16 protein-coding genes are annotated in these 15,517 nt (G+C 65.7%); 3 read left to right on the top strand and 13 right to left on the bottom strand.

From position 1 onward, the window contains the following. Positions 1-36 precede the first annotated feature (36 nt). From E2E27_RS13185 to E2E27_RS13220, 8 genes are all read right to left on the bottom strand, one after another. Positions 37-282, bottom strand: coding sequence for a hypothetical protein (locus tag E2E27_RS13185; RefSeq protein ID WP_141459859.1), 246 nt, complete (start codon positions 280-282; stop codon positions 37-39). Further along, complete coding sequence (locus E2E27_RS13190; RefSeq protein ID WP_141459861.1) at positions 279-554, bottom strand: DUF2442 domain-containing protein; 276 nt, start codon at positions 552-554, stop codon at positions 279-281. The genes E2E27_RS13185 and E2E27_RS13190 overlap by 4 nt, the downstream gene beginning before the upstream one ends. Continuing rightward, positions 538-771, bottom strand: a complete 234-nt coding sequence (locus E2E27_RS13195; protein WP_141459863.1) for a DUF4160 domain-containing protein — start codon at positions 769-771, stop codon at positions 538-540. Before E2E27_RS13195 ends, E2E27_RS13190 begins: the two co-directional genes overlap by 17 nt. 2 nt (positions 772-773) lie before the next feature. Continuing rightward, the gene (gene scpA / locus E2E27_RS13200) at positions 774-2,927 is read right to left on the bottom strand and encodes a methylmalonyl-CoA mutase (RefSeq protein ID WP_141459865.1); all 2,154 of its coding nucleotides are present in this window, start codon (positions 2,925-2,927) and stop codon (positions 774-776) included. A gap of 124 nt (positions 2,928-3,051) precedes the next feature. Continuing rightward, complete coding sequence (locus E2E27_RS13205; RefSeq protein ID WP_141459867.1) at positions 3,052-3,837, bottom strand: enoyl-CoA hydratase-related protein; 786 nt, start codon at positions 3,835-3,837, stop codon at positions 3,052-3,054. An 87-nt stretch (positions 3,838-3,924) separates the two neighbouring features. Continuing rightward, on the bottom strand, positions 3,925-4,377 hold the full coding sequence (mce, locus tag E2E27_RS13210) for a methylmalonyl-CoA epimerase (RefSeq protein ID WP_141459870.1): 453 nt from the start codon (positions 4,375-4,377) through the stop codon (positions 3,925-3,927). 1 nt (position 4,378) lies between these two features. Then, positions 4,379-4,795 carry a DMP19 family protein gene (locus E2E27_RS13215; protein WP_141459872.1) on the bottom strand — a complete coding sequence of 139 codons (417 nt, stop codon included), beginning with the start codon at positions 4,793-4,795 and terminating at the stop codon, positions 4,379-4,381. A gap of 12 nt (positions 4,796-4,807) precedes the next feature. Beyond that, a complete protein-coding gene (locus tag E2E27_RS13220; RefSeq protein ID WP_141459874.1) occupies positions 4,808-6,340 on the bottom strand; it encodes an acyl-CoA carboxylase subunit beta in 1,533 nt (510 codons plus the stop codon). 91 nt (positions 6,341-6,431) lie between these two features. Here E2E27_RS13220 and E2E27_RS13225 point away from each other — a divergent pair, with 91 nt between their 5' ends. Continuing rightward, positions 6,432-7,535 carry an NAD(P)/FAD-dependent oxidoreductase gene (locus E2E27_RS13225; protein ID WP_141459876.1) on the top strand — a complete coding sequence of 368 codons (1,104 nt, stop codon included), beginning with the start codon at positions 6,432-6,434 and terminating at the stop codon, positions 7,533-7,535. Between the two features lie 155 nt (positions 7,536-7,690). Here E2E27_RS13225 and E2E27_RS13230 read toward each other — a convergent pair whose 3' ends face one another. From E2E27_RS13230 to pgi, 5 genes are all read right to left on the bottom strand, one after another. Next, on the bottom strand, positions 7,691-8,413 hold the full coding sequence (locus E2E27_RS13230) for an SDR family oxidoreductase (RefSeq protein WP_141459878.1): 723 nt from the start codon (positions 8,411-8,413) through the stop codon (positions 7,691-7,693). Then, positions 8,410-9,771 (bottom strand): glutathione-disulfide reductase, encoded by a 1,362-nt coding sequence (gene gorA, locus E2E27_RS13235; RefSeq protein ID WP_141459880.1) that lies wholly within the window; start codon positions 9,769-9,771, stop codon positions 8,410-8,412. Before gorA ends, E2E27_RS13230 begins: the two co-directional genes overlap by 4 nt. A 110-nt stretch (positions 9,772-9,881) precedes the next feature. Further along, entirely contained in the window at positions 9,882-11,405 is a 1,524-nt protein-coding gene (locus E2E27_RS13240) for a DEAD/DEAH box helicase (RefSeq protein WP_141459882.1), read from the bottom strand. Positions 11,406-11,709: 304 nt separating this feature from the next. After that, complete coding sequence (locus E2E27_RS13245) at positions 11,710-12,108, bottom strand: hypothetical protein (protein ID WP_141459884.1); 399 nt, start codon at positions 12,106-12,108, stop codon at positions 11,710-11,712. 254 nt (positions 12,109-12,362) lie between these two features. Beyond that, positions 12,363-13,925 carry a glucose-6-phosphate isomerase gene (gene pgi / locus E2E27_RS13250; protein ID WP_141459886.1) on the bottom strand — a complete coding sequence of 521 codons (1,563 nt, stop codon included), beginning with the start codon at positions 13,923-13,925 and terminating at the stop codon, positions 12,363-12,365. 49 nt (positions 13,926-13,974) lie between these two features. On the opposite strand from pgi, the gene lepB reads away from it, so the two are divergent. Further along, a complete protein-coding gene (gene lepB / locus E2E27_RS13255) occupies positions 13,975-14,811 on the top strand; it encodes a signal peptidase I (RefSeq protein WP_141459888.1) in 837 nt (278 codons plus the stop codon). Continuing rightward, the gene (rnc, locus tag E2E27_RS13260) at positions 14,808-15,494 is read left to right on the top strand and encodes a ribonuclease III (protein ID WP_141459890.1); all 687 of its coding nucleotides are present in this window, start codon (positions 14,808-14,810) and stop codon (positions 15,492-15,494) included. Before lepB ends, rnc begins: the two co-directional genes overlap by 4 nt. The last annotated feature ends 23 nt before the right edge of the window (positions 15,495-15,517 follow it).

Raw genomic sequence — 15,517 nt, forward strand, 5'->3', positions numbered from 1 at the left:
TTCAAGGTGACGGCAAGGTGAGACGGCAAGGCATATTCAGATGGCGTCAGCGATCAGCCAAATCAGGAAAACCGAGACAACCAGCAAAAGAAATGTCGTTATGGTCACGCTGATCGAGAAGCGCCATGGCCTCTCTCGACGTGACATTCGCCCCAGCTCGTGGCCAAAATGCGGATCATCCACCTCGAGAACATAGCCTTGGCTCCAAGCAAAGTGGAGCCGCCGAACTGCCCATACGACATCTGCTATCGCCCCGACGGCCCAGAGCAGCTTGATACTCATTCCGCAGCCTCGTCAAACGTCCTCGGCGCAGGCGCTCCGCGCAAAAGGCCCTCAGTGCTCAAATCTTCGTCGATCTGCGGCCAGTGGATACCGTACCCCGCCCCGGCCTTCTCCCAATGCGCGCGCTGCTCTGGCGTCGCATGAAGCAACCTCGGATACCAAGCCAGCGGCACCGCAATCGTCCGCCCATCCATCAAATCGACGATCAGGCTGGCATCATCGAAGCGCACGTCGAGCACGCGCTCGTCGGTCACTTTAGCCGAAACATTCATGCCATGCCTCCGTCAGCGCCGTTTGGTGTTGAGCGACCATCGCCACAATGCCATTGATCTCATGCGCGCGAAAGCCCCGGCTCCGCGCGACTTCCAAGCTACCGAGCCAGACCTTGATCGTCGCCTCGCCCCGGTCGATGTGGATGTGCGGCGGCTCGTTCGGTTCGTGGCTGTAGAAGTAGATCCGAAACGCGCCGATCCGCATCACCGTCGGCATGGCTACTCCGCCGCCTCGTCCAGCCCCTCGCCGAGTGGCGGCATATTGTGGCCGAGCAGGACGAGGATATCCGCCGCGCACTCCACCACATTGCTACCCGGGCCGTAGATCCCCTGCACCCCCGCCTCACGCAGGTAGTCGTAGTCCTGCGGGGGGATGACGCCGCCGGCGGTGACCTTGATATCGCCGCGACCGGCCTCGCGCAGGAGCCGGATCAGTTCGGGGATCAGGGTCTTGTGACCCGCCGCAAGGCTCGACGCGCCGACCACGTCGACGTCGTGTTCCAGCGCCATCGCGACCGATTCCTCGGGCGTCTGGAACAGCGGGCCGGAGATCACCTCGAAGCCCATGTCGCTGAACGCCGATGCAATCACATTCGCGCCGCGGTCGTGGCCGTCCTGGCCCATCTTGGCGATCATGATCTTGGGCTTGCGGCCCAGGCGGCGCCCCACGGCTTCGACGCCATCAGTCACCTGCGCCCAACGGCGGTCGAATTCATAGGCGCTCTTGTAAACGCCCGAAACCGGCGACGGGGTGGCATCGTGGCGGCCAAACACCTCCTCCATCGCGGTGGAGATTTCGCCGAGCGTCGCATCGTAGCGCGCGGCTTCGACCGCCAGCGCCAGCAGATTTGCGCCCGACGAGCAACCATCGGTCAGCGCGCTGAGCGCCGCGCGGCAGGCGGCCTCGTCGCGGTTCGCACGGACCTTCTCGATCCGCGCGATCTGACCTGCGCGCACCTTGGCATTGTCGATGTCGAGCGTCTCGATCGGGTCTTCCTTGTCCTTGCGGTACTTGTTGACGCCGACGATCACCGTCTCGCCCTTGTCGACCTTCGTCTGCTTTTCCGCCGCCGCGCGCTCGATCGCGGCTTTGGGCGCGCCGGTGGCGACGAAGGCGGTCATCCCGCCGGCCGCATCGACTTCCTCGATCAGCTTCCACGCCTCGTCCACCAGCGTGGAAGTCAGCGCCTCGATGTAATGCGAGCCGCCGAGCGGATCGACGACATTGGTGATCCCGCTTTCCTCCTGCAGCACCAGCTGGGTGTTGCGCGCGATGCGGGCGCTGAAATCAGTAGGCAGCGCGATTGCTTCATCGAGCGCGTTAGTGTGGAGCGACTGCGTGCCGCCCAGCACCGCCGCCATCGCCTCCACCGTGGTGCGGATGACGTTGTTGTAGGGGTCCTGCTCCTGCAAGCTCACGCCGCTGGTCTGGCAGTGGGTGCGCAGCATCTTGGAGCGTTCGTCCTTGGCGCCCAGCCTGTCCATCACCCGGTACCAAAGGGTGCGCGCGGCGCGCAGTTTGGCGATCTCCATGAAGAAGTTCATGCCGATGCCGAAGAAGAAGCTCAGCCGCCCCGCGAAAGCGTCGATGTCGAGCCCCGCCGCCATCGCGCGCTGCGCATATTCCTTGCCGTCGGCGATGGTGAAGGCGAGCTCCTGCACCGCCGTCGCCCCGGCTTCATGCATGTGGTAGCCGCTGATCGAAATGCTGTTGAATTTCGGCATGTTGGCCGAGGTGTAGGCGATGATGTCCGAGATGATCCGCATCGAAGGCTCGGGCGGGTAGATATAGGTGTTGCGAACCATGAACTCCTTGAGGATGTCGTTCTGGATCGTGCCTTCCAGCTTCTCCTGCGACACTCCCTGCCGTTCCGCCGCGACGATGAAGAAGGCCAGCACCGGGATCACCGCGCCGTTCATCGTCATCGACACGCTCATGGCATCGAGCGGGATCTGGTCGAACAGGATTTCCATGTCGGCGACCGTGTCGATCGCCACCCCCGCCTTGCCGACATCGCCGACAACGCGCGGGTGATCGCTGTCATAGCCGCGGTGGGTGGCGAGGTCGAAGGCGACCGACAGGCCCTTCTGCCCCATCGCGAGGTTGCGGCGGTAGAAGGCGTTCGATTCCTCTGCCGTGGAGAAGCCCGCATATTGCCGGATCGTCCACGGACGGCCCGCATACATGCTCGCCTTCACCCCGCGCGTGAAGGGCGCAAAGCCGGGCAGGCCGGGGTCGAAACCGGCGTGATCTTCCGCCGTGTAGAGCGGCTTGATCGCGAAACCTTCGGGCGTGTGCCAGGTGAGGTCGCGGCCCTTCACTTCCTTGTCGGCGAGGGCGTTCCAGTCTTCGAGGGTGGGTTTTTGGGTCATTTGATAACTATATCCGTTCGCCCTGAGCCTGTCGAAGGGCCGTCCTTCTTTTGAGGCGCAGGGCAGGAAGAGGAAGTACAGGGCTTCGACAAGCTCAGCCCGAACGGGGTTGGTAGGAGAAAGCCTACTCCCCCTTGAATTCCGCTTTCCGCTTCTGGAGGAAGGCCATGCCGCCCTCCATCGCGTCCTTGGTCGCGCCCGCGATGCGCTGGCCCTCGGCCTCGGCGAGCAGCACCATTTGCAGGTTCTGGTCGAGCGCCGTGGCAATGTTGCGCTTCATCGTGGCGTAGGCGACGGTCGGGCCGTTGGCGAGCTTCTCGGCCAGCGCGCGCGCTTCGTTCATGAGGTCGGCATCCTCGACGCACTTATAGACGAGGCCCCATTCCTCGGCCTGCTGCCCTGAAATCTTCTCGCCCAGCATCATCATCCGCGTCGCGCGCGCGCGGCCGATGGCGCGGGTGAGCAGCCAGGTCGAGCCGCCATCGGGGACAAGGCCGATGTTGACGAAGGCCTGGAGGAAATACGCGCTTTTGGCGGCGATGGTGAAATCAGCAGCCAAAGCGAGAGAACACCCCACACCCGCCGCCGGGCCATTGACCGCGCAGATCACCGGCACCTGCGCGCGGATCAACTGGCTGATCGCGGGGTTGTAGTGATTGATCAGCGCCTCGTGGCTGCCGCCCTTGCTGCCGAGCGCGCTTCCCGCGCCCCGTGCCGACAGGTCCGCGCCCGAGCAGAAGCCCTTGCCCTCTCCGGTGATGAGCACCGCGCGCGCATCGCCGAGGTCGTAGAACGCCTGCCCCAGCTCGTCCGCCATCTGCGGCGGCATGGCGTTGAGCCGCTCGGGGCGGTTCAAAGTGATGGTGAGCAGCGGGCCTTCGCGTTCAACGCGGATGGTTTCGTAGGACATTCTTCTCTCCGATTGCTCGTCATGCCAGCGGAAGCTGGCATCTCTTGCCGCATGAGACCCCAGCTTCCGCTGGGGTGACGGATAGGTTCAATTCGACCAGTGCGTGCCCTCTTTGGGCGTCTCCATGATCTCGGTAAGCATGCCGCCCATGTCCTTGGGATGGACGAAAAAGATAGGCGTGCCGTGCGCGCCGATGCGGGTGGGGCCGAGGATGCGCTTGCCGAGCGCCTCGAATTCGGAGCGCGCCTCGGCGATGTCGGGCACTTCAAAGCACAGGTGATGCTGCCCGCCCAAGGGGTTCTTGGCGAGGAAGCCGGCGAGCGTGGAGTTTGCCCCCAACGGCTCGATCAGCTCGATCTGCGTGCCGTTCATCGCGCCATCCGCGCCGGGAGTGTCGACGAAGCAGACCTTCACCCCCTGTTCGGGCAGGTCGAAGGGCGTGTGGATCTTCGTCGCGCCCATGACGTCGCGGTAGAACGCGATCGAGTCCGCGATGGAAGGCGTGGCGACCCCGATGTGGTTGAGACGGCCGAGTTTCATGTCACATCATGCCCTTCGATCGGGCGAATTCCTCGAGCAGATTCCGAAAATAGAGCTCAAGGTCGTCGCCATCATTTCGCACAATCGCAGCTATCTCGGCTTCGTAATCGCGTGATGGTCCGAATTTGACTTCGCCAGCGTACACTTGCTCATAATGCTCTTTGTCATTCGCCAGATAGTCGGCGACGAGATTGGCCATGTCGACCGCCTCGACTATGCGTAATCCTGCAACAATATCTTGAAATAGATCAGGATTCTCGTTGTAAATGTACTCGTATATCCCGGTGTCACCGACTGAGACCGCGAAATTCCAGACAATAAGTATGCTGTATTCTTCAGCCGACAGGACCTCCTTTTCCGGTCTACGGTTAGCCATCATTTTCGCATCAATGCGGTCCATTAGAGCTTCAAAGCTCATCGAGAATCTCCCTCACAGCGGAATATTATCATGCTTCTTCCAAGGGTTCTCCAGCTGTTTCGTCCGCAGCTTCCTTAGCCCCAGCGCGATCCGGCGGCGGGTCGAGTGGGGGTGGATGACCTCGTCGATATAGCCGCGCTGGGCCGCCACAAACGGGTTGGCGAAGCGGTCTTCGTATTCCTTGGTCTTTTCTGCGATCTTCTCGGGGTTGTCGCGGTCCTGACGGAAGATGATCTCCACCGCGCCCTTCGCGCCCATCACCGCGATTTCGGCGGTAGGCCAGGCGTAGTTCAAATCGCCGCGCAGGTGCTTCGATGCCATCACGTCATAGGCCCCGCCGTAAGCCTTGCGGGTGATGACGGTGATCTTGGGCACGGTCGCCTCGGCATAGGCGAAGAGCAGCTTCGCGCCGTGCTTGATGATCCCGCCCAGCTCCTGAGCGGTGCCGGGGAGGAAGCCAGGGACGTCCACGAAGGTGATGATCGGGATCTCGAAGGCATCGCAGAACCGCACGAAGCGCGCAGCCTTCTTCGAGGAATTGATGTCGAGCACGCCGGCGAGCACCATCGGCTGGTTCGCCACCACGCCCACGGTGCGGCCCTCCACGCGGCCGAAACCGCAGATGATGTTGCCCGCGTGGGCAGGCTGGATTTCGAAGAAGTCGCCCTCGTCCAGCACCTTGATGATCACCTCGTGCATGTCATAGGGCTGGTTGGCGTTGTCGGGGATCAGCGTGTCGAGGCTGTTTTCAAGACGGTCCCACGGGTCGCTCGTGGGCAGCGTCGGCCCTTCCTCGCGGTTGGACAGCGGCAGGAAGTCGAAGAAGCGGCGGGTCGCCAGCAGCGCTTCGACATCGTTCTCGTAAGCGAGATCTGCGACGCTGGTTTTGGTGGTGTGGGTGATCGCACCGCCCAGTTCCTCCTGCGTCACCACCTCGTTGGTGACGGTCTTCACCACATCGGGGCCGGTGACGAACATGTAGCTCGAATCCTTCACCATGAAGATGAAGTCGGTCATCGCCGGAGAATAGACCGCCCCGCCCGCGCAGGGCCCCATGATGAGGCTGATCTGCGGCACCACGCCGGATGCGAGCACGTTCCTCTGGAACACTTCGGCATAACCGCCCAGCGACGCCACGCCCTCCTGAATGCGCGCGCCGCCCGAATCGTTGAGGCCGATCACCGGCGCGCCGACCTTCATCGCGGTGTCCATCACCTTGCAGATCTTCTCTGCATGGCGCTTCGACAGCGAGCCGCCGAAAACCGTGAAGTCCTGCGAGAAAACATAGACCAGCCGCCCGTTGATGGTGCCAGAGCCGGTTACCACCCCGTCGCCCGGGATGCGCTGGCTCTCCATGCCGAAGTCCTGGCAGTCATGCTCGACGTAGGTGTCGATCTCTTCGAAGCTGCCTTCGTCGAGCAGCACGTCGAGCCGTTCGCGCGCGGTCAGCTTGCCCTTGGCGTGCTGCGCGTCGATGCGCTTCTGGCCGCCGCCCATTCGGGCTGCTTCGCGGCGGCGTTCCATTTCGGCGATATTGGCGGACACGGGGGTTCCTCTCCGGTGGCTCTCTTGATCGGGTGCGTTGCCTTAGCACGCCGCAAGCGTCAACGTGGCAAAAGTGCCGGGAGGAATCGCAATGCAGACGGCGGACGTGGTGGTGATCGGCGGCGGGATCGCGGGGCTGAGCCTTGCGGCGCGGATCGCGCCGCACGCGCGGGTGGTGGTGCTGGAGGGCGAGAGCGCGCCGGGCTACCACGCCTCCGGCCGCAGCGTCGCCTTTGCGCATTACGGCCTCGGCAACGTCCCCGTGCGGACGCTGACCGCGCTGAGCATGGCGGAGCTTGCGGCGCATGGCTCGTTGCACCCCGCGCTGCATATCGCCGGGGCGGAGGAGGTCGCCGCGCTCGATGCGCTGGAGGACGTGCATCGGCACTACGGCTGCGATTACAGCCGGATCGGCTGCGAGGAGGCCCGCGCGCTGATGCCCGCGCTGAAGCCCGAGGCTTGCGCCGCGGCGCTGGTCGATCACGCTTCGCTGAAGCTCGATACCCACGCGATGCTGCAAGCCCATGTCGCGGCTCTGAAAGCAGCGCGCGGAACTCTGGTGACGGGGGCGCGGGTCGTCGCCATTGCGCGCGGCGGCGATGCATGGCGGGTCGAAACGGCGGGCGAGACCTACGCCGCGCCCCTTGTGGTCAACGCTGCCGGGGCATGGGCGGACGCAATCGCACGGATGGCAGGCGCGCACCCCATCGGGATCGAGCCACGCCGCCGCACGGTCATTTCCTTCCCCGCGCCCGAGGGGGCGGATGTCAGCCGCTGGCCCTTCACCAAGACGGTCGGCGAAGGCTTCTACCTGCTCCCCGAGGGGCGCGGACAACTACTTGCGTCATCGATGGACCAGACCCCGTCCGAACCCTGCGACGCCGCCGCCGAGGAACTCGACAAGGCCATCGCCGCCGACCGGGTGAGCCAAGCGACCACCCTCGCCATCCGCCGCATCAGCCATTCCTGGGCGGGCCTGAGAAGTTTCGCGCCGGACGAATTGCCGGTGGTGGGCGAGGCGGCGGACGCGCCCGGCTTCATCTGGTGCGCCGGGCAAGGCGGCGCGGGATTCCAGACTGCCCCCGCCCTGTCGCGCATCGCGGCGGCAGCGGTGCTTGGCCACACGTTCCCCGAGGATGCGGCGGCGACGGGACTTTCGTTCGAGGCCTTCAGCCCGGCAAGGCTGGGCGCATAGCCCGTCCCTCCCCGTCCGGAAGGGATGGGGAGGTGGCGCCGCGCAGCGGTGACGGAGGGGTACTTCTGCGCAGCCATACCTCTCCGACCGAGGCCTGCGGCCTCGCCCGCCTCCCCATTCGTGCCAAACGGGGAGGGACGTTGGAGAGGCGGCGCCTAGAACCGCCGCATGATGCTGCGCGCCAGCGCGGGCGAGAGCGAATAGACCGCGCGCAGCACCTTCACCATGCCGACATTGGCCTCGTCATGGCCGTTCTCGAGCGCAGCGATGATCTGGCGCGCGCATTCCTCGGGCGGCATCTTGCTGGTCTTGCGGTCGGCGGTCATCTGCGTGTCGACCACCGGGGGCAGCGCCTCGATCACGGCGATCGGCTCGCCCGCCAGCTGCGAGCGCAATGACATCGTGTAGCTTCGGAGCCCCGCCTTGCTCGCGCAATAGACCGCGCTGGCGGTGTTGGGAGCAATCGCAAGTCCGCTGGTGACATTGACGATGGCCGCTTCGGGCCGCGCGCGCAGGCGCGGGAGCAGCGCAGTGATCAGCCGGATCGGCGCGGAGAGGTTGGCATAGAGGCACCCGTCTGCCGCGTCCGGATCGGGCAAGGCATTGCGCACGTCATGCGCCACGCCAAGCCCCGCATTGTTGATCAGAATGTCGATCTCGCGCTCGCCCAGCGCCGCCGCCAGTGCATCGACCCCGGCAGCGCTCGACAGGTCTGCGGCGATGGTCTCGAAGCCCTCCCCCGCCATCGCAGCCAGCCGCGCGGGATCGCGGCCTGTGAGGATCACCTGCGCGCCCTTGGCCTGCAATTGCCGCGCCATTTCGCGCCCGATCCCGGCGCTGCCGCCGGTCAGCAGGACGATCTTGCCGGCCACCCTCATTTGAACAGCACCAGCTCTTCCGCCATGGTCGGGTGGATCGCGACCGTCGCGTCGAAATCGGCCTTGGTGAGCCCGGCCTTCACCGCCACGGCGGCGGCCTGCATGATCTCGGGCGCTTCGGGGCCGATCATGTGGATGCCGACGATCCGGTCATTCGCCGCATCGACGATCATCTTGTAAAGGCACCGCTCGTTCCGTCCCGCGACCACGTGCTTCATCGGGCGGAAGTCGGACTGGTAGACCTTGATATTGCCGAGCGTGTTGCGCGCCTCGCCCTCTGTCATGCCGACGGCGGCGATGGGCGGGTGGCTGAACACCGCGCTCGGCACGCAGGAATGGTCGACCGCATAGGGCTCGCCCGGGCCGAAGACGGAATCGGCAAAGGCCTGCCCCTCGCGGATCGCGACGGGGGTGAGCTGCACCCGGTCGGTCACGTCGCCCACGGCATAGACATAAGGCACATTGGTGCGGCTGAATTCGTCGACGACGATCTGCCCGCGCGTGCCGGTCTCGACCCCGATGGTCTCCAGCCCCAGCCCTTCGATATTGGGAACCCGGCCCGTCGCGACCATCACCGCGTCATATTCGCAGGCTTCCTGCCCGGTCAGCTTGACCAGCAGGCAGCCATCGTCCTGCTTCTCGATGCTCTCGAACTCGGCGTTGAAGAGAAAGGTGATGCCCTTGACCATCGAGATCTGAAGCAGCCGGTCGCGCAGGCTTGCGTCATAAGAGCGCAGGATCGTGTCAGACCGGTTGGCGATCGTCACCTTGCAGCCGAATTCGTTGAAGATTCCGGCGAATTCATTGGCGATATAGCCCCCGCCCGCGATCAGGATGCGGCGCGGCAGGGTGTCGAGATGGAACGCCTCGTTGGAGGTGATGACGTGCTCGGCGCCGGGAAAAGACGGCACGTGCGGGCGCGCGCCGGTGGCGATCAGGATATGCGCGGCGGTGACGACCTTGCCGCTCGCCAGCGTCACTTCGTGATCGCCGGTGATCGTGGCGCGTTCCTTGAAGATCGTGACATTGTGGTTCGACAGGGTCTGGCCGTAGAGCCCCTCGAGCCGGGTTACATCGTCGAGCACCCGGTCGCGCAGCGCCGCCCAGTCGAAACGCTTGCCTTCGATGGTCCAGCCGAAATGCTCGGCGTCCACCAGATCCTCGGCGAAATGCGCGCCGTAGACGAGCATCTTCTTGGGCACGCAGCCGCGGATGACGCAGGTGCCGCCGACGCGGTGCTCCTCGGCCACCGCCACCCGCGCGCCGTGCGCGGCGGCGACACGGCTGGCGCGCACTCCGCCAGAACCTGCGCCGATGGTGAAGAGGTCAAAATCATATTCGTCGGCCACGGCGCGCATCCTTCTGTCTGAGGATGCGCGCTATGGCCCAAGAGCGGCACGATTCCAATGGTGCGGCGCATACCCTGTCGGGAGTTCGCCGCACCGCTGGTGCCGGTTACGCCGGAGCGTCAGACGCTGGCAGCGCGCGGACGACCGCCACCGCCGCCGCCGCCGGAGCGACCACGGCCGCGACCGCGACCCCCGCCGCCATTTCCGCCGGGACGGCCACCGCCGCCGGGCTGGCGACGATCGCCGCCGCCTGCGGGACGGCCCTGCCCCTGCGCATTCTGCGGCTTGCGATCACCCTGCGGACGGCGCTCACCCTGCGGGGCGTTGCCGCTGCGGCGCTGATCGCCCTGCTGCGGACGACGCTCTCCACCCTCGCGACGCTCGCCGCGCTGCTCGCCCTTCGGTGCCCCGCGCTGGCCGAGCGGGCGCGGATTGACCCGCTTCATCGGCTGGCGCGGTGCGGGCTTGGTCGGGCCTTCGCCCTCGACCACCGCGCGGAAATTGTCGGGCAGCGGCAGACGCTCCAGTTCCGCACCCGTCACCTTGCGGATGTCCTTGAGGTAAGCGCGCTCGTCCTCGGCACAGAAGGCGATCGCGATCCCGTCACGCCCGGCGCGTGCGGTGCGGCCGATACGGTGGACGTACTGCTCGGGCACGTTGGGCAGCTCGTAATTGATGACGTGGCTGACGCCCGGAATGTCGATCCCGCGCGCGGCGACGTCGGTCGCGATCAGGATCGGCACCCGCGCCTTGCGGAACTCGTCCAATGCGCGCTGGCGCTGCGGCTGCGACTTGTTGCCGTGGATGGCGTTGCTCTCGATACCTGCATGGGCGAGCTTCTTCACCACCCGGTCCGCGCCATGCTTGGTGCGGGTAAAGATCAGGATCCGCTCGAACTCGCCCGGCACCTGATGGCGGCGCTGGAGGATCATCTGGAGCAGCGAGAGCTTCTCGTCCTGCTGCACCATGAAGAGGTACTGGTCGATGCGCTCGGCCGTGGTGCTTTCGGGCGTGACCGAGACCTGCACGGGGTTGTCGCAATAGCCGCTCACCAATTCCTTGATCGCCTTGGGCATGGTGGCGCTGAAAAACAGCGTCTGACGCTCCTTGGGCGCGAGTTCGCGGATCTTCCTGAGGGCGTGGATGAAGCCGAGGTCGAGCATCTGGTCGGCCTCGTCCAGCACCAGAATTTCGATGCCGTTGAGGTTGAACGCCTTCTGGTCGATCAGGTCGAGCAGCCGGCCGGGCGTTGCGACGAGAATGTCGGTGCCGCGGTGCAGTTTGTTGCGATCCTTGCCCACGCTCGTGCCGCCGACGATGCATTGCACCTTCAGCCCGGCGAGCGCGCCGTAATCCTTGGCGCTGTCGGCGATCTGCACTGCCAATTCGCGGGTCGGCGCCAGCACCAGCATGCGGCAGGACTTGAACGGGATCTGCTTGTCGGCTTCGCGCAGCCGGTCAATGCTGGGAAGCATGAAGGCGGCGGTCTTGCCGGTGCCGGTCTGCGCGATGCCGAGCAGGTCGCGGCCCTTGAGGACGGCGGGGATCGCCTGTTCCTGGATCGGGGTCGGCGTCGAATAGCCCTTCATGTCGAGGGCCTGGAGCACGGGCTGCGACAGCCCGAGGTCAGCAAAAGTGGTCATGTGATAGAAAACTCGCAAATAATCTGCGACGCGCGCAGACCTTTGCAGGGCGCGCGGCGCGGGGGTTGAAACCGCCCGCGTGAAAAGGGAAGTCTTGAGAAAAAACCGAGGCGCGGCCGGGGCGGATGCTTTCAGAATTCCGCCGCTTCACGCATGGCTAGCGCGCTTCGATGGGGCGCAGATGGGGCCTCGGCGCCCGAATGTCAAAGGATTATCGGTCCGGCAGCACAAATGCGGCGCTTTCAACGGCGCCGCAACAGGTGCCCGTAACGGCCTGTGCGGGTCTGCGCCCGCAGCCTGCCGATCACTCCTTCTCGCGCAATTCCACGTAGTTGAGCGAACCTTCGTAGCTGCTTTCGACCGGGGCGCCGCTGGCATCGACCGCCGGTTCGAAGGTGTGGTGCTTGAGCAGCACTTCGCACAGCTTGTCGTTGACGTAGTTCATGCGGAACTTGTCGGTCAGCTCGCAATCGGTCGGCACCCCCGCGGTGTCGACGTCGAGCGTGTAGCCGACCTCGGCACGCCACACCCGCAGGCGCGAGGAGGTCTTGAGAAATTCGCGGTCGCCGGTGAATTCGATCAGGCGCGCGGGCTTGACCTTGGAACGCGCCGTGCCGTCCCCTTGCGCCTTCTCGTCGGCGGCCACCGGCGCGGCGATGGCAGCAATCAGGGCGATGGCAGGGACGATGGCGGCACGGATCATGGGGCTTCCTTGCGAGGAGAATGAGAGGCGGCGTGTCGGGTAACGCCGGATGTCCTCAAGAATACGCATTTGGCCAAGAGGTGCAAATCGAACACGGCGAAAGGCGAAAATCCGTCGATTCTTGCCAGCCGTCCCACATTTGTCGTAATTTTCCTGCGATGGCGCGCAAGCCTGCAACTATCGCGAGGAACAAGAATGCGCGCTTGCGCAATCACTCGCAGACGCTGTGGCTATCCTGCATCACGCCGAAGCGCTCAGCGCAGCCCGGCGGCGGCCATCAGCGCCATGGTGCTCGCATCGAAACTGCCCTCGCCTGATTCGATCTGCTTGGCGATCGCCTTGCCCAGCTCCACCCCGAACTGGTCGAAGGGGTTGATCCCCATCAGCACCGCGCCCGCAAAGGTGCGATGTTCGTGGAAGGCGATCAGCGCGCCCAGCGCGGCCGCGTCGCAATCGTCGATCAGGAAGGTGGTCGAGGGGCGATCCCCGGCATAGGCGCGCGCCGGATCGTCGGAAGGCTTGCCCGCCATCAGCGCCGCGCCTTGGGCGAGGCAATTCATCAGCAGGATGCGGTGATGCGCGGGGTCGAGATCGTCGCCGGGCGCGATGCTGACGAGGAAATCGACCGGGATAAGGTGCGTGCCCTGATGCAGCAGCTGGAACACCGCGTGCTGCGCGTCGGTCCCCACCCCGCCCCAGGTGATCGCTGCGGTCGGCCCGTCGACAGCCGCGCCGTCGACGGTGACGCTCTTGCCGTTGGATTCCATTTCGAGCTGCTGGAGATAGTAGGGCAGCAGCGCGAGACGTTCGTCATAGGCGAAGACTGCGCGGGTCTGGCAGCCTCGGATGCGGCTGTAGTATAGGTCGCCAAAGGCCGCCAGCAGCGGCGCATTGGCGCGGCCTTCGGTCTCGCGGAAATGATCGTCCACCGCCTTGGCCCCGGCCAGCATCGCGTGGAATTCGTCCATCCCCACCGCCAGCGCCACCGGAAAGCCGATGCTCGAAAACAGCGAATAGCGCCCGCCCACGCTCTCGACGAAGGGAAGCACGCGGGTTTCGTCCACCCCCCATTCGACCGCCTTCTCGGGCGAGGCGGTGAGCGCCACCACCCGCCCGCCGGGATCTTCGACGCCATTGTCGGAAAGCCACTTCAGCGCGCTTGCCGCGTTGGTCATGGTCTCGATGGTGGTGAAAGTCTTGGAGGCGACCGCGATCAGCGTCGTCGCCGGATCGCAAGCGCGGAACGCCTGTTCGAGGGCGAGCCCGTCGATATTCGAGACCACATGGACATCGACAAGCGCCAGATCGCGGGTCAGCGCGTCGATCGCCAGCGCCGGGCCGAGCGCCGAGCCGCCGATGCCGATCGCGATGCAGTGCCGCACTTCGCCCAGCGCGCCTTCGTGGATCGCCTCGACCAGCATCCCCATGCGGGCGAGCAGCGCCTCGGCCTCCTCCACCTGCGCGGGCGTGCCGCTGCCGCGCAGCGCGCCGTGGGTGGCGGCGCGGCCTTCGGTGGGGTTGACGATCCCGCCGCCGAACAGCGCATCGCGCATCGCCCCGAAACCGGCCGCATCGGCCAGCGCTTCGAACAGCGTCAGCGCTTCATCGGACAGGTGGGTCTTGGAAAAGTCGATCCGCATCCCCGCCTCGACCTCGCCGCCCGGCCCGACCGGCCAGGCGATGCGGCGGGTGAGCGCCTCGGGCCGCGCGGGATCGGCGGCGAAGAGTTCGGCCAGCGTCGGCTGCGGCAACGCACGCAGGCCCGCCCATGCCGCGGCAATCCCGGCCTCGTCGCGGCCTGTCTCGGAAGTGCTCATAACCGTTCCCCTTTGCGCAAGTGTGCGGCTGCGAGTAAGGGCACGGGTGATGGATGTTAAGACCCAATCGCTCCGGGATACACCACCCGCCGCCCAGACCGCACGCATGGGCGAGAGCTGGGGCGGATTTGTGTGGTTTATCATCAAGCTGTTGCTGGCGGTGCTGGCCTTCCGCGTATTCGTATTCTCGCCCTTCTCGATCCCGACCGAGAGCATGTTGCCGCGGCTGATGACCGCCGATTATCTGCTCGCGGCCAAGTGGCCCTACGGCATCTCGCGCCATTCGCTGCCCTTCGACCTGCCGCTGCCCGATGGCCGTCTCTTCGCACGCACGCCCGAGCGCGGGGACATCGTGATCTTCAAGCACCCGGTCGACGGGCAGGACTATATCAAGCGCGTGATCGGTCTGCCGGGAGACCGGGTGGCGGTCGTCAATGGCGAGGTGCTGCTGAACGGCGAGGCGCTCAGGCGTGAGGCCTTGCCCGCCCTCGAAGTGCCGATGTCGCCCAACACCCTGTGCGGATCGGCCGATGTCGTCCGCACCGCCGAGGGTGCTGAGGCCTGCCGCTATACCGCCTTCCGCGAGACGCTGCCGGGCGGGCCGTCCTACACCGTGCTCGATCTGGGAACCGTGCCGGGGGCCGACACCTTCGCCGAAGTCACCGTGCCGCCGGGCCGCCTGTTCGTGATGGGCGACAACCGCGACAGTTCGCTCGACAGCCGGTTCGAGGCTGCCGCCGGGTTCGGCGTGGGGCTGGTGCCCGAGGATCTGCTGGTCGGACGCGCCACCATAATCGTGTGGTCGACCGACGGCAGCGCCGATTGGGGCAACCCGCTCAGCTGGTTCTCCGCCGCGCGCTGGAACCGGATCGGAAACCTGTTGTGACCGGCCTCGCCCCCGAAACGCGCGCGTGGCTCGACCAGCAGGGCTTCGCCCCCACCGACGATGCCGTCTGGCTGGAGGCGCTGACTCACGGCAGCTTCAACGGATCGGGCCCGGCCGACGCGGCGGATTACCAGCGGCTCGAATTTCTCGGCGACCGGGTGCTGGGTCTCTCGGTGGCGGCATGGTTGTTCCGCGCGGGCGACGCGCCCGAAGGCAAGCTCTCGCAGCGTCTCAACGCGCTCGTCAGCGGCACCACCTGCGCGCGGATCGCACGCAGCATCGGCCTGCCCGAGCATATCCGCCTCGGCAAGCAGGCGCGCGACGATGGCGGGGCGGACAGCGACAAGATCCTCGGCGACGTGATGGAGGCGCTGATCGGCGCCTGCTTCATCACGCATGGCTTCGACACGGCGAAAAGCCTGATCTACCGCCTCTGGGCGAAGGAACTCGAAGGCGATGTGGGCAAGGCCAAGCACCCCAAAAGCGCGCTGCAGGAATGGGCCGCCGGAAACCGCCGCGCGCCGCCGGTCTACACCGTCACCGACCGCTCCGGCCCGGATCACGCGGCGCGCTTTACGGTCGAAGTCAGCGTGCGAAACGTCGGTGAGGCGGAAGCGACCGCGAGCAGCAAGGGCGAGGCCGAGCGACTGGCGGCCAAGGCCTTTCTGGACCGGTTCGGATGAATGTTCCTGAAATGTTTCACGTG

Origin of the sequence: Porphyrobacter sp. YT40 (genome assembly GCF_006542605.1) — a bacterium.
Lineage (GTDB): Bacteria > Pseudomonadota > Alphaproteobacteria > Sphingomonadales > Sphingomonadaceae > Erythrobacter.